This is a genomic window from Actinotignum schaalii FB123-CNA-2, from assembly GCF_000411135.1.
Lineage (GTDB): Bacteria > Actinomycetota > Actinomycetes > Actinomycetales > Actinomycetaceae > Actinotignum > Actinotignum schaalii_A.
The window spans coordinates 23,857-43,571 of sequence record NZ_KE150264.1; the positions used below are offsets into that span (position 1 = coordinate 23,857).

General features: G+C 62.2%; 15 protein-coding genes. 10 read left to right on the forward strand and 5 right to left on the reverse strand.

The annotated features are described in order from the left end of the window. Window positions 1–656 precede the first annotated feature (656 nt). The 3 genes from HMPREF9237_RS08390 to HMPREF9237_RS08400 all read right to left on the reverse strand — a co-directional run bounded on the left by HMPREF9237_RS08390 (window position 657) and on the right by HMPREF9237_RS08400 (window position 3,867). The gene (locus HMPREF9237_RS08390; protein ID WP_016443318.1) at window positions 657–1,334 is read right to left on the reverse strand and encodes a Crp/Fnr family transcriptional regulator; all 678 of its coding nucleotides are present in this window, start codon (window positions 1,332–1,334) and stop codon (window positions 657–659) included. 112 nt (window positions 1,335–1,446) lie between these two features. After that, on the reverse strand, window positions 1,447–2,382 hold the full coding sequence (locus HMPREF9237_RS08395; RefSeq protein WP_016443319.1) for an alpha/beta fold hydrolase: 936 nt from the start codon (window positions 2,380–2,382) through the stop codon (window positions 1,447–1,449). A gap of 72 nt (window positions 2,383–2,454) precedes the next feature. Continuing rightward, window positions 2,455–3,867, reverse strand: coding sequence for a hypothetical protein (locus HMPREF9237_RS08400; protein ID WP_016443320.1), 1,413 nt, complete (start codon window positions 3,865–3,867; stop codon window positions 2,455–2,457). Window positions 3,868–4,103: 236 nt separating this feature from the next. On the opposite strand from HMPREF9237_RS08400, the gene HMPREF9237_RS09080 reads away from it, so the two are divergent. The 6 genes from HMPREF9237_RS09080 to HMPREF9237_RS09540 all read left to right on the forward strand — a co-directional run bounded on the left by HMPREF9237_RS09080 (window position 4,104) and on the right by HMPREF9237_RS09540 (window position 8,926). Next, window positions 4,104–5,231 carry a hypothetical protein gene (locus tag HMPREF9237_RS09080; protein ID WP_155876048.1) on the forward strand — a complete coding sequence of 376 codons (1,128 nt, stop codon included), beginning with the start codon at window positions 4,104–4,106 and terminating at the stop codon, window positions 5,229–5,231. After that, the gene (locus HMPREF9237_RS08415) at window positions 5,210–6,388 is read left to right on the forward strand and encodes a TadA family conjugal transfer-associated ATPase (RefSeq protein ID WP_016443322.1); all 1,179 of its coding nucleotides are present in this window, start codon (window positions 5,210–5,212) and stop codon (window positions 6,386–6,388) included. Before HMPREF9237_RS09080 ends, HMPREF9237_RS08415 begins: the two co-directional genes overlap by 22 nt. 173 nt (window positions 6,389–6,561) lie before the next feature. After that, window positions 6,562–7,179: a type II secretion system F family protein gene (locus HMPREF9237_RS08420; RefSeq protein ID WP_039899259.1), complete on the forward strand. Its 618-nt coding sequence runs from the start codon at window positions 6,562–6,564 to the stop codon at window positions 7,177–7,179. After that, window positions 7,170–7,730: a type II secretion system F family protein gene (locus tag HMPREF9237_RS08425; RefSeq protein WP_016443324.1), complete on the forward strand. Its 561-nt coding sequence runs from the start codon at window positions 7,170–7,172 to the stop codon at window positions 7,728–7,730. Before HMPREF9237_RS08420 ends, HMPREF9237_RS08425 begins: the two co-directional genes overlap by 10 nt. A gap of 299 nt (window positions 7,731–8,029) precedes the next feature. After that, window positions 8,030–8,254, forward strand: coding sequence for a DUF4244 domain-containing protein (locus tag HMPREF9237_RS08430; protein ID WP_039899261.1), 225 nt, complete (start codon window positions 8,030–8,032; stop codon window positions 8,252–8,254). Window positions 8,255–8,323: 69 nt separating this feature from the next. Then, complete coding sequence (locus tag HMPREF9237_RS09540; RefSeq protein ID WP_155876050.1) at window positions 8,324–8,926, forward strand: TadE family type IV pilus minor pilin; 603 nt, start codon at window positions 8,324–8,326, stop codon at window positions 8,924–8,926. A 484-nt stretch (window positions 8,927–9,410) separates the two neighbouring features. On the opposite strand, the gene HMPREF9237_RS08440 is transcribed toward HMPREF9237_RS09540, so the two are convergent. Continuing rightward, entirely contained in the window at window positions 9,411–11,792 is a 2,382-nt protein-coding gene (locus HMPREF9237_RS08440) for a DEAD/DEAH box helicase (RefSeq protein WP_016443327.1), read from the reverse strand. 153 nt (window positions 11,793–11,945) lie between these two features. Here HMPREF9237_RS08440 and HMPREF9237_RS08445 point away from each other — a divergent pair, with 153 nt between their 5' ends. The 4 genes from HMPREF9237_RS08445 to HMPREF9237_RS08460 all read left to right on the forward strand — a co-directional run bounded on the left by HMPREF9237_RS08445 (window position 11,946) and on the right by HMPREF9237_RS08460 (window position 18,392). Beyond that, window positions 11,946–13,508 carry a DUF7059 domain-containing protein gene (locus HMPREF9237_RS08445; protein WP_039899266.1) on the forward strand — a complete coding sequence of 521 codons (1,563 nt, stop codon included), beginning with the start codon at window positions 11,946–11,948 and terminating at the stop codon, window positions 13,506–13,508. A gap of 130 nt (window positions 13,509–13,638) precedes the next feature. Beyond that, on the forward strand, window positions 13,639–16,350 hold the full coding sequence (gene topA / locus HMPREF9237_RS08450; protein ID WP_016443329.1) for a type I DNA topoisomerase: 2,712 nt from the start codon (window positions 13,639–13,641) through the stop codon (window positions 16,348–16,350). After that, on the forward strand, window positions 16,351–17,016 hold the full coding sequence (gene tmk / locus HMPREF9237_RS08455) for a dTMP kinase (protein ID WP_016443330.1): 666 nt from the start codon (window positions 16,351–16,353) through the stop codon (window positions 17,014–17,016). Beyond that, complete coding sequence (locus HMPREF9237_RS08460; protein WP_016443331.1) at window positions 17,013–18,392, forward strand: DNA polymerase III subunit delta'; 1,380 nt, start codon at window positions 17,013–17,015, stop codon at window positions 18,390–18,392. The genes tmk and HMPREF9237_RS08460 overlap by 4 nt, the downstream gene beginning before the upstream one ends. Window positions 18,393–18,471: 79 nt before the next feature. On the opposite strand, the gene HMPREF9237_RS08465 is transcribed toward HMPREF9237_RS08460, so the two are convergent. Then, a complete protein-coding gene (locus HMPREF9237_RS08465) occupies window positions 18,472–19,545 on the reverse strand; it encodes a 2,3-butanediol dehydrogenase (RefSeq protein ID WP_016443332.1) in 1,074 nt (357 codons plus the stop codon). Between the last annotated feature and the right edge of the window lie 170 nt (window positions 19,546–19,715).

Genomic DNA, 19,715 nt, shown 5'->3' on the forward strand with positions numbered 1-19,715 from the left:
GAACTGTTGGCTGGCTTGGGTGATGTCCATGTTGCCCTGGGTGATTGCTAGGACGAGGGCACGGTTTCTTGAGAACGTCATGTCTCATTTTGCTGTTTTGAGTGTGGACGTATGTCGTGGGACATGCGTGGACTTATGTCGTGGGACATGCGTGTTTAGGTTGTGGTGGGGTGGGATGGACATATGTCATGAAACTAGACACCGCTACCCCGACCATTGTGATGTCCCGCGTCATAGGTCCGCCTGTGACGCGGGATTTTTCGTGTTTTGGGCTTGCAGGAATCGTAGTTTCCGGGCATCTTTCCCGGGCGGGTTGTTTTTCCGGGGTGTACTGCGGATGTCGCACATGCGAAGTACAGCTCTGAGAACACATGCCCGCTCGCCAGGTGCTGGTGTGACTGCTGAGGTACGTGATGGCCGACCGCTGCGCCGTCGTACCGGAAGTGCGGCGCCGCAATGAGCGGAACAGCACGGAAACGCGGCTGCGGCGTCGCACCAACTACACCGTCGCACCAACTGCGCCGCGCTCCAGTGACGGCATCGTGCTACAACGTGAGGAAACGTGCCCGGTAGGAACGCGAACGCGGGCGACCGAAACCCTCGAAAGAGTCCGGCCACCCGCGTGACGCGTTGAACGTGAGTATTAAAAGTAGAGACTAGTGGGCGCGGCGCTGCAACCGGCCAATCTCCAGGAGTAGCACGGCGCGGCCTTCGAGCCGAATCCACCCGCGGGAGACGAAATCAGCGAGAGACTTATTAACCGTTTCACGCGAAGCTCCCACGAGATGCGCGAGTTCTTCCTGCGTGAGATCGTGCGCAACGTACATGCCTTCGGGAGTGCGTTCGCCGAAACGATTGGCCAGGTCGAGCAGCGCCTTCGCCACACGGCCGGGAACATCGGAGAACACCAGGTCAGCAAGATTCTCATTAGTATTGCGCAGGCGACGCGCCATTTCACGGAGCATCGACATGGCGAGGGTGGGATGTTCCTCGATGAAATTCTTCATATCGCGATGCGCGAGGGAAAGCAGATGCGTCGGCGCAATAGCGGTGACGGTAGAGGAACGAGCCCCCAGGTCAAAGAGCGAAAGTTCACCGATGATTTCCCCGGGGCCGAGAACGGCGAGCAGGTTTTCGCGCCCGTCATCAGACGTGTGACTGAGCTTCACCTTGCCATCGGTGACAATATAAAGGCGATCACCCTGGTCGCCTTCGTGGAAAAGCGATTCGCCCCGCTTAAGGGAGGTATCGCTCATCATCGCGCCGAGAGCGGCGAGACTTTCCTCATCCATGTCCTTGAAAAGGGGCACGGTTCGTAAAACGCTGGTATCCATCTCTAGCCTTCCTCCGATGTACTCAGAATATTCCTGAAGTAGTCTCATGTCACATTTTGCCATTATTCACGGAAAATGTCTCATACCTGGGCTGTATATGTCTAGCGGCGGCCTACCGCCGTGCGGACCTCTCGAGCTGGGAAAGGAAATCCAGCACGATATTCGTGAATTCACGCGGGGACTCTTCAGGGATGAAATGCCCGGCGCCCGGCACGGCGATGAGCCGGTAGGAGCCGGTGGCGAAAGAACGGTCATCAGCCCAGGCCCGTTCAGTAATCATGCGATCAGCAAGGCCACGCACCGCCCAGACAGGCGCGTCCACGGGAGTGGAAAGGATATCGCGCCAGGCTTTCCCGGAGGGGCGGCGCCGCCACGTGGCGGTCCAGCGTAATTGTTCCACCGCGCTTGTCGCGGCTTCCGGGAGGCGCATCGCAGCGGCGTACTGTTCGGCCTCCCCTGCCGCACCGTGGCTGTGCGGGGCGGACCATTCCAGGAGCAAACGGCGCATCTTGCGCACGTCCCCGAGCGCGCGCGGAGAGCGGTTCCCCAGCCGCGACGTCAGCAAACCGAGCAGACCTCGCGGGCGAATACCGCGCCCCAAATGGCGCAGCCCGAGCGGGTGCGGGCTGGCTACCGTCACGAGTCCGGTAATAATATCGGGGGCCATCGCCGCCGCCGCCCACCCGAGCGCCGCATTGGAACCGGCCGCCACGATCACCGCAGAACTTGCCCCCAGGGATTCGGTGAGCGAAATAAGGTCCTGGGCCAGTTCGGGCCCAGATTGCACCGAGGGAGTTTTATCGCTTCCACCCACCCCGCGCAGGTCTACGGCCGCAACTTCGTAACCGGCCCGCGCCACGGGTTCTATCTGGTGGCGCCAGGCATACCAGTATTCCGGGTAGCTATGCACGAACAGCACCAGCGGGGTACGGGTTGAGTGGCTCCCGGCGTAGGCCAGGTGGAATTGCGCACCGTTGGCGGTCACGAGGCGATGCTCCCACGGTCCGGGGATCCAGACGCAGGAATTATCGGCGGGAAGTGAGCTCATGCGGCACCTTGTTACGTTCCGGCTTTGTAGACGTTGGGTTTATGCGCTCGGGCTTTTCGACGCTCCGGCTTTTTATGCTTCATCCTCGGGGAGGCGGTATTCGCGCACCGTGAAAGCCCGCGCGCGCCGCGAACCGAGGGAGCGCGCCCCGTGCGCCGCGAATCCGATGGTCGCCAGGGCGGCGCCCAGCAGGATGAATCCACCGAAAGCAAGATCGTAGGCGAAATGGTGCACGATATTATCCGTGACCGGCTTGTAGCCGCCGATGAGGGAATCCACCCAGTGCACCCCGCGCAGCGCCACATTGGGAATCACGAGCCCCGCGAGACCCGCAACGACCAGGATCCAGCCCCACAGCTGCGTGCCCAGGGAGGAGAGGCGCGCGAGCAGCGCGATAACGACGAGCAGGGCGATGCCGCCGGCCAGTTCCGCCAGCGCCGCCCAATTGACCGGGGCTGTTTCCAGCGCGACGGGGCGGGCCAGGTGCAGGCGTGCCACCGCGTCCGAAATGAGATACCAGGTCAGGGGGAGCAGGAGCAACGTGACCACCGAGGTCCAGATATGGGTCCACACCCGCCCCTTCGGGGCATCCGGAATCGGCTCCATTTCGGCAATATCCGCCCAGGTGCGCTGATCTTCCAAGCTTTCCTCGCGCACGGCCGGGAAGACCGGGCCGTCAAGCCCCGCGGCGGGGGCTGTGGTGGGCTCTGCGGCGGGTTCGCCGGCCTGCGGATAGAGCGCGGTTGCGGTCGCTTCCCCGGATACGTAAGGATCCGTGCCCGCCCCCGCGTAGGGATCAACAGCCGCGGTGGCGGTGACTTCCGGGCCCGCGGACGCTGCCGGAACGGTTGCGGTTACGCCGGCTGCCTGCGCGAGGTTTGCGTATTCGCGGTCCGGAGCTGCGGAGGTTTCCGTGTGGTAGCTCTCATCGAACGTGCCTGCTGCCAGTGATTCAGAAACGGAACGACGACGCGGCGCGGCCGGCGCGGGCGTTGTCTCCTCCGGTGCGGGCGCTTCTGGAGTGGTGGGCCCGGTGCTTTCCCCAAGGGTAGTGGTGTTGACGGGAACGGGTGCCTCCGCGGGAGTGATTGCCGCCGCCGAGGTGGTTTCAGCGAGTTCTTCGTCGGCTGCCTGTTCGGCCCCGGATTGTTCCGGAGCGGACTGAGCCGGGGCTGCCTGCTTCGCGGATTCGGGTGCGGGCTCGGGCCGGTCAGCGGCTTCGCCTTCGGGTTCGTTCGCGGCGGCGCTCGCCGGAGCGGAATCACTCAGAGGGGAGGACTCGCTGGTGGTTTCTGCTGCGGGATAAGCCGGCGGGAGCGGAGCGTCGTCGTGAGAAAAAACGGGGGCGGAAGCGGGAGGCTGCGTGGCGGGGAGGTAAGCGGTTTCTTGGTCCGCGAGATGGTCCTCGGCAATGGGCTCGAGAATATCGTCATCATCCAGTGGCCGGCGCGACGCGGTATTGTACGGGTCATTTGGCGTAGACATGGGTCCTCCCTTGATAGTTCTTCCTCAAAGATATGCCAGAAATCACGCGGATGTGGAGAATTTCAGCGGTGTGCCATAAACCGGGCGATGTATCACAAAACGGATGAGGCGTTACGAATCCGGTCGCGCGTCACAAATCGGGAGTTGCGTATCCACAGATTCGTTCGTGTAGGTGGTTATCCACAGCGGAGCGATACTCGGCTGCGGTGGGGCCCCAAGCGAGGCACGCTCGAGGTATGACTTCTTCCCGTGGTTTATCTCCTGGCGTTTCCGCGTCTGGCGCTCCTGTTTCCAGCGTTTCTGTCCCTGCTGGTGCGTCGCCGGCACCGCTCATTTCCGCCGTCCCCCGCGAACTCGTCTCCCTGACCTACCAGCATGAGGAGGCGATGCGGGAGGTGGAAGCCGTTACGGAACTGGCCGGAATACAGGTGGCGCGTGGATCACCGGGGGTAGCTGCGCCGCCGGCCATACTTGAATTAGAGGAAATCTCGGCGGCCCTGCCCACGGTCCGCGCGCGTTTCCACCCGGTCCTCGCCAATTATTTTCCGCGCGGATCGGTAGTCGTGGAGCTTCCACGCCAAGCAGAAGACCTGCTCGAACTAGTTTTGGCGGCCGGGCAAACTCGGCGCGGGCGCATTATTGGGATCGCCGGGGTACGTGGCGGGATAGGGGTATCGATGCTGACGGCCTGGCTTGCGTCGCTGAGTATCACGCGCACTGCCGTGGTGGATGCGGATCCGCTCTCAGCCGGGCTTGAACTCCTCATGGGGTTTCAGGAAAAACGCGGGGCGCGCTGGGCTGATATTGCCCACGCGGAAGGCATGCTCATCCCGCAACGGCTCCGGGCGGCCCTGCCGGCACGCGGGCAACTGAGTCTCCTCAGCGCGGATGTGCGCGGCGGAGCGCCCGCGGGTGGGGACGCGGTTCCACATGCCATCGATGCGCTTTCCCAAGCTAGCGACACCACCTACGTTGATCTCCCACGCAGCTCCTTGCTGCTTGGGAGCGAGCCGGCACGTTGGCGGGCCTGGTGCGATGTGGTGGTGCTCGTTACCGAGGTGACTGGCCGCGATGCCCGGGCCCTCCCCAGAATCCTTCGTGATGTGGGGGAGAGCACTCCAGTGGTGATCGCAGCGCGATGCACTCACAAAGTAGAGGCGCAGGCCTTCGGTGTGGATATCGGCCAGAAGGTGATTCCCGTGCGGCGCCTGCGCGGTTTGGATGAGGACCTCGCGCACGGCGTTGTTGTGGGTGAACAGCGCCGGTCCGGGACCGCGCGTGACGTTACGCAGCTCGCCGCGCATCTCGATGAGGTTCTGGGCGGTGGCTCAGGGGTGAATCGATGGATAGCACGGGGGAACTAAATCTGGCCCGTTCCCGCGGGAACTTGGCTCGTACCCGCCGGGAGCTAGCCCGCGGCATCAGCGTGCCCGGGGTGCTCGCCACCGTGGCGCCGCACGCCGTTGGAATAAAAAACGTGCTGGGAGCGGCACGGGATATCAACGCGGTGGCCCGCGGCTGGGGCCCGCAGCTGCGGCGCGTGATTGAAGACCCCTCCGTCACCGATATTTTGATCAACGGCGGTACCGGGGTGTGGCTGGATCGCGGAAATGGACTGGAACGCGACGAACCCTTGAGCGCCTTGCTGGTCGATCCTGGGGAAGTACGCGCACTCGCGGTACGTTTAGCTGCCGGCGCTGGCCAGCGTTTGGACGACGCCGCGCCTATTGCCGATGGCACCTTCTCCAATGGAACGCGCTTGCATGCGGTCCTGGCTCCGCTGGCCGCGGAAGGAGCTGCGATCTCGCTGCGTACTCAACGGGCCCGCACCTTTACGCTCGCCGAGCTTCAGGATGCGGGCACATTCCCCGCAGCGCTTATGCCGGTGTTGCGAGCCCTGGTGGAGCAGCGCGCTAACGTCATGGTCGCGGGTGCTACCGGATCGGGGAAAACCACATTATTAGCCTCTCTGCTCAGCTGCGTACCGGCCACCGAACGGCTCATCATTATTGAGGAAGCTTCAGAATTGCGGCCCGCGCATCCGCATGTGTTGCACCTGCAAATTCGCCGCCCCAATGTGGAAGGCCACGGTGAAATTACCATGAGCCAATTGGTGCGGGCCGCCTTGCGGATGCGCCCGGATCGGATCGTGGTGGGGGAATGCCGAGGAGAAGAAGTGCGTGAGGTACTTACCGCGCTCAATACCGGGCACGAAGGAGGATGGGCGACCATCCATGCCAATTCGGCGCGTGATGTTCCCGCCCGGCTCGTGGCTCTCGGCGCATTGGCAGGAATGTCTGCCGCGGTGGTCGCCGCACAGGCGGTCGCGGCCCTCGACGCCATTATTTCCATTGAACGCCACGGGCCACTCCGGCGCATCACCCGCGTGGCTATCCTCCGCAGCCACAATGGCATTCTTGAAGCCCCGGATGCCTTGGAGGTGGGTGCCGATGGCACTATCCACGCCGGACCCGGGTGGGCCACCCTGGGTTCGCGTTTAGGACTGGAGGTGACATGGTAATTCTGGTGGTGCTCGGCATTCTTCTGGGCGTATGCACGTATGCTGGCGCTCCTTGGGATCGTGCCGGCAAGATGACCTTCCGCTCAATCTTCTTCCCGAGAAGCGAAATAGCCAGCCGTGACAGCTGTGATGGGCGTGGCAGGCGTGGTGGGCGTGGCAGGCGTGGTCAGCGCGTGCCGCGGAGCCGGCGCAAGCGTGATTCCCCGCCCAGTTTTGACGCCGGCCTGCTCGCGGTGGAAGTCGCGGCCCGCATTGATTCGGGCGCTGATCACCGCCGCGCTTGGCTCACCGCGCTCGCCCGTTTTAAGCAGAGCGCGGACAGCTCAGGGGCCGGTGCTGCGAGTGAGATGAGAGGTGACCATGCCGGCCAGATCGACGAGGTCGGAGTTCCCCTACTTCTCCGAGAGTTATGGGAGCGGGCGCCCCGTAATCCGCGCCGGGCCCGCGGCCTCCTCGGCATTCCCGCGCTCATTGCAGTGTGTCGGCTCACTCACCACACCGGAGCATCGGCAGCTCGCATTCTCGAGAACTGCGCGGCGGCGCTCTCCGAATCCAGCGATGCGCTAGGTGAGCGCCGCATTGCCTTAGCCGGGCCGCGGTCAGCCGTGAAAATGCTCGCCGCCATGCCCCTTTTCGGCATGCTCCTCGGCTCGTTTTTTGGAGGTAATCCCGTCATTTTCCTCGTTGGAACCCCGATCGGGCGATGCTGCTTTGCTTTGGCGCTTATCTGCGAGGTGGCCGGTATCGTATGGATGCGTCGCCTGGTCAGGAAAGCAGAGCAATGGGGCTGATCCTGTGCCTTCTGGTTCTTCTTCTCGCCCGGGTGTGGATGCCCGCTGCCGGGCGGGGTTCGGTCAGGCGGGATTCCCCGTTCCGGTCGAGTGCGGCGCATCGATCCGGGCGGCGCCTGCCTCCCTCCGATCCGGCGTTTTTGGCCGACCTCGCGCGGGTGGCTCTCTCCTCCGGTGCCTCACTTCCGGCTGCACTCGAAGCAGTATCTTTCGCCGTCGCGGAAGAATACGCCCGTCTCGATATAGGTACGACGGCGCAGCTTCTCCTGCTGGGCGCACCTTGGGCCGAGGCGTGGGATGGAATACACCCACGCGCCCACCTGCTGCGCGAGGCCCTCCAGCCAGCTTGGGAGAACGGGGTAGCCCCACTCACCCTGCTTGGCACGGCCGCTCGCAGCTACCGGCGTCGTCGTTCTAGAGAAGCGCGCCGCGCGGCGGCCGAACTCGGCAATAGCCTTGTGGTGCCTTTAGGCGTGTGTTTCCTACCAGCATTTATTCTCGTGGGAATTGTTCCAGCGGTGGGTGGCGCAGCCGCCGGTCTTTTCCAATAACAGCCGTGTGAACGAAGGCGGCTCAAGGAAACCGTGTGAACGAAGCTAGATTGCGACGCCGCGCCACGCTCGTTCCTGCTTTATCCCCTTGTATCCCCAGAACGCTCATACGGGACGATTATCCACAGGCGTGTGGGCGGCGGATGCGGGAGTGCGTGCGGCGCGGGAGACTAGCAGAGCCGGACCTAGCACGTTCCGAGCAGCCCCTAGCCCAGCCCTGGGATGCGGGCAGCGGGGTCCGGCAACCACATCCGCCCATGGGCACGGCACAGCTCGTTACAGATAAGAAAGGCAACATTATGACCACGGCACTCAGCCCCGTTAGATCAACTCTCCCCACCCACCCGGGCAGCACTTTCCTGGAGGGAAAATCCCATCCGGAAGCGGGCATGACCACCACCGAATACGCTGTCGGAACGCTCGGCGCTTGTGCTATCGCCGGCATCCTCTACTGGCTCTCCCAGCAGGATTGGATGCGTGAGCTGATCGCCGGGATTTTCCGGCGCGGACTCAATATCGCCTAAACCGAAGTCCAGGTTCCCATCGGCCCCGGTGGGAGGCCCACGGCTTCACAGAAAAGAGAAAGGCCCGTCATGATATCGAAGCATTCCTCCGAGCAATGCCAGGAGTTACCTTCTTTGCCGCGGGGCACGGCCGGTGCGGGCGCACTTCTAGCCAGCCAGCCAGCTCAGCGGACCCACCGGTCCCACAGATTCCGGGAACGCCGGCGTTTATGTGCGCAATGCCATGAGGTCATTGAGGCGCGCGGGCATATAGCAATTCCCTGCGCTTGCCGGCGCCGGGAGATCCGTTCCCGCAAACTCTCCCGCATTCTGCGCCGGCCTTACGGCGTGGAGAACCGGGAAGCGGGCATGGTCACGGTAGAAGTGGCCCTCGGGATTGTTAGCGTACTCATTATTTTATTGCTCGCGCTTGGGGCGCTGAGCGCCGGGGCCCAATACATTTCCTTGCGCAGCGCCTCCCACGATATTGCGGTCCTTGCCGCGCGCGGGGAAAGTGAAGAGGTCTTGCGCACTCGCGAACTCCCACCGCGGGCCAAGTTGTACCTGCAACGCGCGGAAGACCACGTGAACGTGGTAGTGCGTGCCCAGGCAATCGGTCCGTTGCGGGCCCTGGGTATCACTATGGAAGCAAGCACTTCTGTAGATCTGGAACCGGGAGTGCTGGGAACGTGAGAGTCTCATGGCGGGATAGCTGGCGCGAATGGCGCCAGTTCTATCTCATGTGTCGAAGGGAAAGCCGCGCCCGGCACCGGGATCCGTCCCGGGTCCGGCACTGGGATTTATTCCCGACCCGGTCCCGGGTTCCGCGTCGGGCCTCTGAGCGGGGCGCGGGGACGGTGCTCGCGCTAGGGGTGATAGCCCTTGTGCTGGGGCTGACCGGAGCGGTGCTCACCGCCTGCACCGTGGTAATCGCGCGAATGGACGCTCGTGCCACGGCAGATGTTATTGCCCTGCAAACAGCCGAGCGGGTGATTAACCAGGGCTGGTCACTAACCGAAGCCTGCACTAAAAGCGAGCGTAGCGCGCAGCGCGATGGCTCAATCGTCGAAGAATGCAGCGAAACCGAAGAAGTATTTTTGATTCGGCTACGTACCCGGGCTCGCGCGGTGCCAGTAACGGTCCGAGTAACATCGCGGGCGGGTCCTATTGAGCGAGGTCACGGCTCCGACTCCGCGACTTCCAGCTCATCGAGGGCACAACTCAAGGCACTGAGCACCAGTACCGCGCCTTCTTTCCACAGGGGATCATTGTTATTACCGCATTTCGGTGATTGGACGCAGCGCGGGCATCCGCTCTGGCACGGGCAACCGGCCACGGCATCTCGCGTGGCGCGGATCCACTGCCGGCCGGCCCGATATCCCCGTTCGGAACATCCCGAACCTCCGGCCGCAGCATCGTGGATAATCACGGTGGCCGCTCCGGTATCCGGGTGGTACGCGGTAGACAGGCCTCCCACATCCCACCGGTCGCAGATGGCAAAGAGGGGAAGTATTCCGATTGCGGCATGCTCGGCGGCATGCAGAGCACCGGGAACATCCGCGGGAGGGATACCGAGCGCCTTCAGGTCCTGGGATGACATCGTCCACCATGTCCCGCACGTCTCCATACTGCGCTCGCGCGGCGTAATGGGGTGAAACCCGAGGTACATGCCATCGCGGGCCCGGCGCAGATGGTATCCGACGACTCGATTGAATACCTCTACATCCCCCCAGGCCCAGGTCCCGAGCCGGGTTGCGGTACCGGAGCGCGAACGGAGGATCTTCACGGTTGTCTCTTCAGCGGCAAAGGTGCGCAGATCATCCTGGAGCCGATGCCGCACGATAGCCACTTCACCGTCACATGTCTGTACATCGAAAGGAATACCCTGATGTATGTAGATAGCCCCCGGGTACACGGTGGTATCTGCTCGCGTGGCATCCACGGTCCCCAGAACATTCCCGTTTTCTTCGTCAACAATGGACACGGTGCTTGCCTCGCCGCGCAGGTTCACCAGCTCATGAGCGCTAATCCCCGCATGCCCCCAGAACCACCCGCCGGGGCGGCGGCGCAAGAGCCCCTGCGCGCTCAGTTCGTCGAAAAGCGAAGTATCAGGGAGCCCGAAAATAGCCGCATCGGCTTCGTGCAACGGGTACTCGGCTGCGGCTGCGCACACTTGCCCGGTCAAAACATTCGGATTGAGCGGATCGAAAACACTGGCTTCCGCGCCCGCACTCAAGACCGTATCCGGATGGGCCAGAAGATACTGATCCAAAGGATTCGAAGTTCCGATAAAGACAGCCAGCCCGGAACTTCCCGCCCGTCCGGCGCGCCCTGCCTGCTGGTTAAAAGAGGCGGTGGTGCCTGGCCACCCGGTGAGAATAACCGCGTCCAGCCCGGAAATATCAATCCCCAATTCCAGGGCATTGGTTGTTGCGACGGCTCGCAATGCTCCAGAACGCAATCGTTGCTCCAAATCACGGCGCTCTTCAGGAAGATATCCGCCGCGGTAAGCCGCCACCGCCTCGGCCAACGGATTGTGTTCCTCGCGCAAAAACTCTTGGGTCAGCCCAGCCACCCGTTCGGTTCCGGCCCGCGAACGGACGAAGGTGAGAACCCGCGCCCCTTCTGCCACGAAACGAGCGGTGAGATCGGCCGCCTCCACGGTGGCCGAGCGGCGCGCGATATCTTCCGCGGCTCCCGGTTCTTCCCCGGGAGGGACGTGGCCGGCCGCGTCGTCGTCGACAGGAGAACACTGCCACAAAGCAATGGTACGTTCGCCACGCGGCGAGGCATCATCTGTTACCGCTTCAATGGGTCCGAAAGCTGTTCCGATAAATCTGGTGGCAGTTTCCTGCGGCTCTCCGGCAGTTGCCGAGAGGAAAACAACGGTGGGCCGGCTGCCATACAGTGCTGCGATCCGCAAAATCCGGCGCACCACATGGCCCACGTGCGCTCCGAACAGTCCCTTATACGAATGAAATTCGTCGACGACGACCATCCGCAGCCCCCGCCAGATCCGCTGCCATCGGTCTTTCTGGGGCAGCATCGCGTGATGCACGAAATCAGGGTTGGTCAGCACGATATCGGCATGGTCGCGCGCGAAAGTCTTCTCCTCCGAGTCGGCATCCCCGTCCGCGGTAGCCACCGTGATCCGGGAATCAACATCTCGAGCCAGGGCCCGCAGCGAGGTGTACTGGTCTGCCGCCAAAGCCTTGGTCGGGGAAAGATAAAGCACGGTGGGAGGAGCACTTACCCGCGCCAAACTAGTCGAGCTACGCGGGCCCAGCATCTCGGTGAGCGCCGGCACCCACGCCGCCAAAGATTTCCCCGAACCGGTCCCGGTGGCCACTACCGTGTGGATACCTGAGTGAATGAGATTCGCGGCGCGGACCTGATGCTCCCACAGGTGTGGCACGCCGTGTTTAGCGCAGGCGCTTATTACCTGCGGGCTGACCCACGCGGGCCACCCGGCTACTCCCGCGGGGCGGGCATCTTGTTTGCGCAGCGCTACCAACTGTCCCACGGTGGCGGATTCTTCAAGAACGGATAGGAGACGCATATGTGTAGTGTGCCCGATGGGGCGCTGAAGGCCCAAGAACTGAGAGTTATGGAGCCGATAGCCGTAGAGTCGAGGGCCAAAGAAAGCCGCGCCAGCTCCCGTTTCTCTACCCGGGGCTTTCCTCAACACGGCCGGGCAGTTTACTGTTATGGCATGGAGCTCTTTGTCCCGGGCGCACCCGAGCGCCTCGCCACCACGTTACGTCAAGATCTCACAGGCTATACCACCGCACATATATCTACCTTGCTCGGCCCGGAAGCCACCGCTGCTATGCGCCGCGAACAGCGCATTCCCGCGCTGCTCGCATGCGAAAACGTGTGCCACCAGGCCACTGCGCCGCATACCGAAGCGGAGATCCTGGCCTGCCAAGTCCGCCTCCTTATTCTTGGCGATACCTTAAGCGCGGAGGAACTTGAGGGCGCCTTCCCCGCCACCTTCGGGGATCGGGTCACGCGCGATGCCCTGCTCGCGGTCAGCAACCCGGGATATCGGGCCCGCTTCCAAGTGGTTCCCGTTCCGCTAGACATTACTAGGAGGGGCACCCGGCGTATCACCCGTACCGAGGTGCTTATCTCCTCCGATTTTGGGGAACTGGCGGGCCGGGTACCCGGAGCCCACCACGTTATGCCGGTGGGTGGGGCCACCCGCACCCTCGCGAATATCGTCACCTATAGCGGGGGACGGGTTTTGGATGTGGGAACGGGATGCGGAATCCATGCCATTAGCGCCGCACTGCAAGGCTGCGAGGTGGTTGCCACCGATATTTCTGCGCGAGCTTTGCAATTCGCCGCCCTAAATATCGCGCTCGCGGCCGTACGGGTAGAACTACTGCACGGCTCTCTTTTCGAACCGGTGGAGGGGCGTTTTGACACCATCGTGTCCAATCCACCTTTTGTTATCACCCCCGCGGCCGTCCGGCAAAAAGTCGATTTCGAGTATCGCGACGGTGGATTTGGTGGGGACACACTCCTCTCTGAACTCATCTCCGCGCTTCCCGCCCACCTCACAGATACCGGCACTGCCTATATTTTGGGGAATTGGGAAGTGGAAGACGGCTGCTCCTGGGATACCCACCCGCAGGTGTGGGCCCGGGTGGCGGGCCTCGATGCCTGGTTTATTGCGCGTGATGAGGTCGATCCGGCTCACTATGTAGAGATGTGGCTCCGGGATGGTGGCTTGCGCCCGCGCGATACCGGATACGAGGAGGCCTATCGCGCCTGGCTCAATGATTTTGCTGAGCGTGGGATACGCGCGATCAGTCTGGGATACGGGATCCTCTCCCGCCCGGCTGCCGCTCGCGAACCCATGATCCGCACCGAGGAAATACCGGGCCGCCCCCAGGGCGATATCCGCCAGCATATTCAGCGGGTTTGGAAGAACCGGCACCTGGTGGCTGCCCCCGATGAGGAATTAGCACAGCGCACACTGACCCGAACCGAGGTGATCGAACATCGTTTTTATGATCCCGGGGCGGCTGATCCGCTGCGTATTATTCTCGCGCACACGGGCGGATTCCAGCAGACCCTCCCGGCTGATTCCCAAGTCGCGGCTTTCGTGGGCGCCTGCGATGGTGAGTTGAGCGTGGGTGCCCTGTGTCAGGCGATTGCGCGTATTTACGGAGAGGAGAGCGCGGATGTCCAAACCCGTCTCCTCGAGACGGTGCGCGAGCTCATCGCCACCGGGTTCTTGATCGAAGGAACAGGAACTGGGAACTAGGCGATAAACAAGAGAGCTCCCGTGACGAGCATCGGTTTTCGCCGCGGGCGTGCTACCGTGTGACAACAGGGCACAAAATATGTGTTGGAGGCGTGGCCGTGTCACGCCGTGAGTAGTGAGGGATGCAGTTGTGACGAAGCTGGTTATCGTGGAGTCTCCCGCCAAGGCGCGCACGATCGGCAGGTACCTGGGTGAGGATTTCGAGGTGCTGGCGTCCGTGGGGCACATTCGAGACCTGCCTCAGCCCTCGGAGCTACCCGACAACATGAAGAAGGGGCCCTACGGGCGTTTCGCTGTCGATGTGGACGGTGACTTCTCGCCCTACTACGTTATTTCTGCCGGGAAGAACAAAACGGTTGCCGAGCTGAAGAAAGCTTTGAAGAACGCCGACGAACTCTTCCTGGCAACCGATGAGGACCGCGAGGGAGAAGCGATCGCCTGGCATCTCTACGAGGTGCTCAAGCCGAAAGTTCCCACCTCGCGGATGGTTTTCCACGAAATCACTCCCGAAGCGATCTCCCGTGCCCTGGAAACACCCCGCGCGCTCGATACCCAGCTGGTAGATGCCCAGGAATCGCGCCGTATCCTCGACCGGTTGGTCGGTTACGAAGTCTCGCCCCTGCTGTGGCGCAAGGTCGCCGCGGGGCTTTCCGCCGGCCGCGTCCAATCCGCCACCACTCGCCTGGTTGTGCAACGCGAACGCGAACGCATGGCTTTCGTTTCCGCATCGTACTGGGACGTGACCGCCACCTTCGGTGCGTCCGAACAATTCGAAGCAGCCCTCCATTCTCTTGATGGCGCACGGATTGCTTCCGGTAAAGATTTTGGCGACGACGGCGCACTATCCGCCAAGGCGACTAAGGAAGGCGTACGGGCTCTCAACGCTGAGCTGGCTGGTCAGCTGGCGGAAACACTCGAAGGCGCGAGGGGCACGGTACGCAGCCGGGAAGAAAAGCCGTATCGCCGTCGTCCTGCCGCACCCTTCACTACCTCAACCTTGCAGCAGGAAGCCGGGCGTAAACTGCGTCTCTCTTCGCGTCAAACGATGCGGATAGCCCAGTCGCTGTACGAATCGGGCTATATCACCTACATGCGTACCGATTCCACGAACCTGTCCGCGCAGGCAATTAGCGCGGCCCGTAGCCAGATCAAGGAATTGTACGGGCAGGCTAGCTTGCCGGAAAAGCCACGGTTCTACGGTAAGAAGGCGAAGGGCGCGCAGGAAGCGCACGAAGCTATCCGCCCGGCCGGTGACCATTTCCGCACTCCGCAGATGGTGGCCGGTGAACTCTCGGGTGCCGATTTCCGACTTTATGAACTTATTTGGAAACGTACCGTTGCATCCCAGATGGAAGACGCACGTGGGCAGACGGTTTCGCTAAAAATTGATGTGCCGGTCGGTGGTGCGGCCGGAGCACAAACCGCCACCTTCTCCGCATCCGGAACGGTGATTACTTTCCCCGGGTTCCTAGCCGCATACGAAGAAGGCCGGGATGCCAATCGTTACGAAGCCACGGATGCCGCCCGGCTCCCGGATGTGAAAGAAGGGGAGGAACTGCCGGTGAGTGCCCCGCAGGCCACCGGCCACGAAACTCTCCCTCCGCCGCGGTATACCGAAGCGTCGCTGGTGAAGAAGATGGAAGAACTGGGTATCGGGCGCCCCTCAACCTACGCTTCCACGATTTCCACTATTACTGATCGTGGGTATGTGGAGCACCGCGGTCAGGCGCTTGTTCCTACCTGGACGGCTTTCTCCGTGGTGCGCCTCCTGGAAGAAAATCTCCCTGACCTGGTTGATTATGATTTCACTGCGCAAATGGAAACCGATCTCGACCGAATTGCGGAGGGCAGCGGGGATCGGGTGACCTACCTGTCGAAATTCTGGCGGGGAGATGGCGATAAACCGGGCCTGGAAGGGCGGGTGGAATCCCTTGGCGATATTGATGCGCGTGCCATTAACTCCACTCCAATCGGGGAGGGGATCACCCTGCGCAACGGAAAATACGGGCCCTATCTGGAAGTGGAAGGTTCCGATAAGCGCGCCTCAGTGCCGGCAGGCATGGCCCCCGATGAAATGACGGTTGAGGCCGCCCATGACATCCTGGAGAAGGCATCCTCCGATGGGCGTGAACTGGGCGAGGATCCCGAAACCGGGCGGCGCGTCGTCGTAAAATCTGGACGTTTCGGGCCGTACGTGACTGAAATTATTCGCGAAGGTGAAGTTGCGCTCACGCCCACCGGGAAAATCTCCAAAAAGGCACCGAAGCCGCGCACGGCCTCGTTGCTGAAATCCATGCAGCCGGAAACTGTCACGCTGGAAGAGGCCCTGCGTTTGTTGCACCTGCCGCGCGTGATCGGGCAGGGTGAGGACGGTGTGGATATCACCGCGACGAACGGGCGATACGGACCGTATATTACCCACGGGAAAGACACTCGCTCGTTGGAAACCGAGGAGCAGATTTTCACCATCACCCTGGAAGAGGCGCAGGCCTTGCTGGCTCAGCCCAAGCGGCGCCGCGGGCAGGCAGCCACTAAGCCCCCGCTCAAGGAGCTGGGGACCGATCCGGTGACCGAAGCTCCGGTGGTGCTCAAGGAGGGCCGTTTCGGTCCGTACGTGACCGACGGGAAAACGAATGCGTCCCTGCGCAAGGGCGATACCGTGGAGGATATTACCCCCGAGCGCGCTTACGAGCTGCTTGCGGATCGGCGCGCGAAGGGCCCGGTAAAACGGCGTACAACGGTGAAGAAGAGCACGGCTAAGGCCCCCGCCGCGAAGAAAACAACGGCGAAAAAGTCTAGCTCGAATAAATCCGCTACCGGATCGACCACCGAGAAGGCATAAATGCGCGGGGCATTCATTACCTTTGAAGGCGGGGATGGAGCTGGGAAAACAACCCAGTTGCAGCTACTTGCTGCGACGCTCTCCAAGCGGGGGTATACCGTTGTGCAAACCCGGGAGCCCGGGGGAACCATGCTCGGCACCCAAATTCGGGAGCTACTCCTGCACGGGGGTGCCGTCAGCCCGCGAGCCGAAGCCCTCCTGTACGCCGCGGACCGTGCCCAGCACGTCGCTTCCGTTATTCGCCCGGGTCTGGAGGCCGGGGCGGTCGTGCTCTCGGATCGCTATATTGATTCGTCCCTGGCATACCAGGGTGGGGCGCGTGATCTGGGCGGGGGAATCCGGGCGATATCCGAGTGGGCTACCGAAGAACTCTGGCCGGATCTCACCGTGCTCCTCGACATCCCGGAAAACGAAGGCTTAGCGCGCGCGGATGACGGCCACTACGACCGCATCGAGGCGGAAGGCCGGGAGTTCCACCGGGCGGTGCGCGAGAATTTCCTCGCGCTCGCGGCGGATAATCCGCAGCGCTACCTGGTGCTCAACGCGCGTGATACCGTTGCTGATCTTGCCGCGCAGATTATTGCGCGGGTGGAAATTCTGCTGGAGGGTCCGGAAGGTTTGGCGGATCGCGGTGCGCCTCAGCTAACCGCGGGAGAAACCTCATGAGTGTTTTCGATGCGCTTATTGGCCAGCGGCCGGTTGCCGAGCTCCTGCAGCGAGCGGCCTGGGCCTCGCGGATCGATGACCCGGAGCTGCGCGGTCCGGCGGTTGCCGCGGCTGCTGCGCGCGCCGGTACCGATGCGGTGGCCGCGTCGGATACGGATACGGCTGCGGATTTAAATACGGCACCGGATGTTAGTACGACGACGGATATTAGCAGCGCGGCAATGGCTCAAGCATGGCTGGTTACCGGGCCGCCCGGATCGGGTCGGTCAGTGGCCGCGCTGGCCTTCGCGGCTGCCGTGCAATGCACCGGCCCAGTGCCCGGCTGCGGGCACTGCCATGCCTGCACCACCACGCTGGGCGGCACCCATCCCGATGTAATCCGGATGGATCCGCGCTCGGTGACAATTTCGGTGGAAGAAACCCGGTTGCTGGTGGCATCTTCCTATACGTTCCCCTCGGTGGGCCGGCGGCGCATCATCATTATTGAAGACGCGGACCGCATGCTGGAACGCACCACGAATGTGCTTCTCAAAGCAATTGAGGAGCCGCCGCGCGATACCGTGTGGATTCTGATTACTGCCTCGCCCGAGGATATGCTCCCCACCATTCGTTCCCGGTGCCGCCACGTGGCCCTCCAGGTTCCGAGCGTAGAGGCGGTTGCCCAGCTCCTGGCCGGAGAATTCGAGGTGGATGAGCGCACAGCTCGCGCAACCGCGCGTATTGCTCAATGCCATATTGGGCGGGCTCGCGCACTACTTCGTGATCCGCAGGTTGCGGCAGAGCGCGCGGCTTTACTGCGGGAAACTCTCGATTTGGGTGGAACATCAGATGCGGTGGTCGCTGCCCAACATCTCCTTGATCGCTACCCGGCGAGCGCGGGTGCGGCGTCGAAAAATATTGCTTCGAAATCCGCGCACTCTGGCACCGCCTCGAAAAAGGGCGCGAAGGCGGCGGCTGATACCGAAACCGATACCGAGCTCGCGGAATTCCGAGCGAGCATCGGCCTGGGGGAGCGGGAGAGCGGTTCGGCCTCGCAGCGCGCTCAGATCCGCGCTTTTGAGGAACAGCGAAAAAAGCGGGCGGTGCGGGAGGACCGTGACTATCTGGACCGGGCCATGCTCGATGTTCTGGCTCTCTATCGCGATGTGCTAGCGGTGCAGGTTGATGCCGGCGTCGAACTCATTAATGCCGATTTTGAAACACAGATCATCGCGGCTGCGGCTGCCTCCACCCCGGAACTCTCGGTGGCGCGCATGGATGCGGTGGCGCGGGCGCGGCGGCGTCTGGCCGCGAATGTTGCCCCGCAGCTCGCCCTCGAAGCGATGTTTATCGAGCTCGCTTTGCCGTCGCTAGCGCAACCATCTCAAGCAAACTAACGGGCCGGTAGAAACCTTCCCCCGAGGAATAGCTTCTGTACCGGCCCGCCAGCTTGACGTTACCGCTTACTTCAGTGGGTTACTTCATCGAGACGAGGATTTTTACTTCACCCGGATTACCCCGCAGGCGCTTGTACCCATCCTCGACAATGCGATCCGCGGTGATCTTCGAGGTGATGAGCGGCTCCAGGTTGACCTTGCCTTCCTGCACCAGCTTGATGGCCGGTTCGTGATCATTGCAGTAGCCAATGCACGCGCTGATGGAGCGTTCGGGCATCATAATGGCACCCATGAGATCCAGCTCGAAGGGATGAGCGTGCAGAGCTACCACTTCGAGGTGCCCGCCGGTGGTGAGCACGCTGAGAAGCTGATCGGCCACCGCGGCAATACCGGCGCAATCGAAAGCGAAGTCCGCGAGCACGCCGTCGGTAAATTCCTTCACCTTCTCCAGCAGATCCTCTTCCGCAGGGTTGACGATAAGATCGGCAACCCCCACTTCCTCGAGCTTCGCGCGGCGAATTTCGGACGGTTCGGAAACAATGGTTTTCACGCCGTAGGCCTTGAGAACCGAGGCGGTGAGCAGCCCGATAGGACCGGCTCCGCCCACTACGGCGACCTTGCCTTCAGCCTTCCCGAAAGCAGCGCCAGCATGCACGACAGCGTGATGACCAACGGAGAGCGGCTCGATAAGAGCGGCCTGATCAAGTGGAATATCTCCAACGTTATGAACCCAACGTTCTTCCACCACGATCTTCTCAGCCAGGCCACCGCCGCGTCCGGAAATTCCAATGAATCCCATCTTTTCGCAGAGGTTGTACATGCCCTTCTTACAGGCCGGGCATTCCCCGCATACCATAAACGGTTCCACTGCGACGCGATCCCCGACCTTCACCTTGGTCACGCCTTCGCCAACTTCATCCACAACTCCGGAGAACTCGTGACCGAAAACCACCGGGAGAGTTTCTCCGGAAATGGGGTGCGGTTCATCAGCCGAGGGAGCCGGTGGCATGACCCCATCAAAATACAGGTGCAGATCAGAGCCGCAAATACCGTTATATGCCAAGGAAATCTTCACGGTTCCCGGCTGGAGTTCAGGTTCAGGAATATCCTCAAGCCGGACATCTTCCTTGCCGTAGTAGCGAATAGCCTTCATTCTTCCTCCTATGTTTGGGCACGCTTGCACAGCGCGCACGCGATATCCACCTACCTGCCGGGACGTTCCGGCGCACCCTCTGCATCCGCGGCCTTTCACGGCGGCGCCAGTGGACACCGTTCAGTGGCGTTGAAAATAAACGACCGCGATACATCCGAAGATGTGTAGTG

Bases quoted from the DNA above. Each gene is read 5' to 3' on its own strand.
- HMPREF9237_RS08390 (WP_016443318.1), bottom strand. From the start codon at position 1,334: ATGGATACCAGCGTTTTACGAACCGTGCCCCTTTTCAAGGACATGGAT.
- HMPREF9237_RS08395 (WP_016443319.1), bottom strand. From the start codon at position 2,382: ATGAGCTCACTTCCCGCCGATAATTCCTGCGTCTGGATCCCCGGACCG.
- HMPREF9237_RS08400 (WP_016443320.1), bottom strand. From the start codon at position 3,867: ATGTCTACGCCAAATGACCCGTACAATACCGCGTCGCGCCGGCCACTG.
- HMPREF9237_RS09080 (WP_155876048.1), top strand. From the start codon at position 4,104: ATGACTTCTTCCCGTGGTTTATCTCCTGGCGTTTCCGCGTCTGGCGCT.
- HMPREF9237_RS08415 (WP_016443322.1), top strand. From the start codon at position 5,210: ATGGATAGCACGGGGGAACTAAATCTGGCCCGTTCCCGCGGGAACTTG.
- HMPREF9237_RS08425 (WP_016443324.1), top strand. From the start codon at position 7,170: ATGGGGCTGATCCTGTGCCTTCTGGTTCTTCTTCTCGCCCGGGTGTGG.
- HMPREF9237_RS08430 (WP_039899261.1), top strand. From the start codon at position 8,030: ATGACCACGGCACTCAGCCCCGTTAGATCAACTCTCCCCACCCACCCG.
- HMPREF9237_RS09540 (WP_155876050.1), top strand. From the start codon at position 8,324: ATGATATCGAAGCATTCCTCCGAGCAATGCCAGGAGTTACCTTCTTTG.
- HMPREF9237_RS08440 (WP_016443327.1), bottom strand. From the start codon at position 11,792: ATGCGTCTCCTATCCGTTCTTGAAGAATCCGCCACCGTGGGACAGTTG.
- HMPREF9237_RS08445 (WP_039899266.1), top strand. From the start codon at position 11,946: ATGGAGCTCTTTGTCCCGGGCGCACCCGAGCGCCTCGCCACCACGTTA.
- tmk (WP_016443330.1), top strand. From the start codon at position 16,351: ATGCGCGGGGCATTCATTACCTTTGAAGGCGGGGATGGAGCTGGGAAA.
- HMPREF9237_RS08460 (WP_016443331.1), top strand. From the start codon at position 17,013: ATGAGTGTTTTCGATGCGCTTATTGGCCAGCGGCCGGTTGCCGAGCTC.
- HMPREF9237_RS08465 (WP_016443332.1), bottom strand. From the start codon at position 19,545: ATGAAGGCTATTCGCTACTACGGCAAGGAAGATGTCCGGCTTGAGGAT.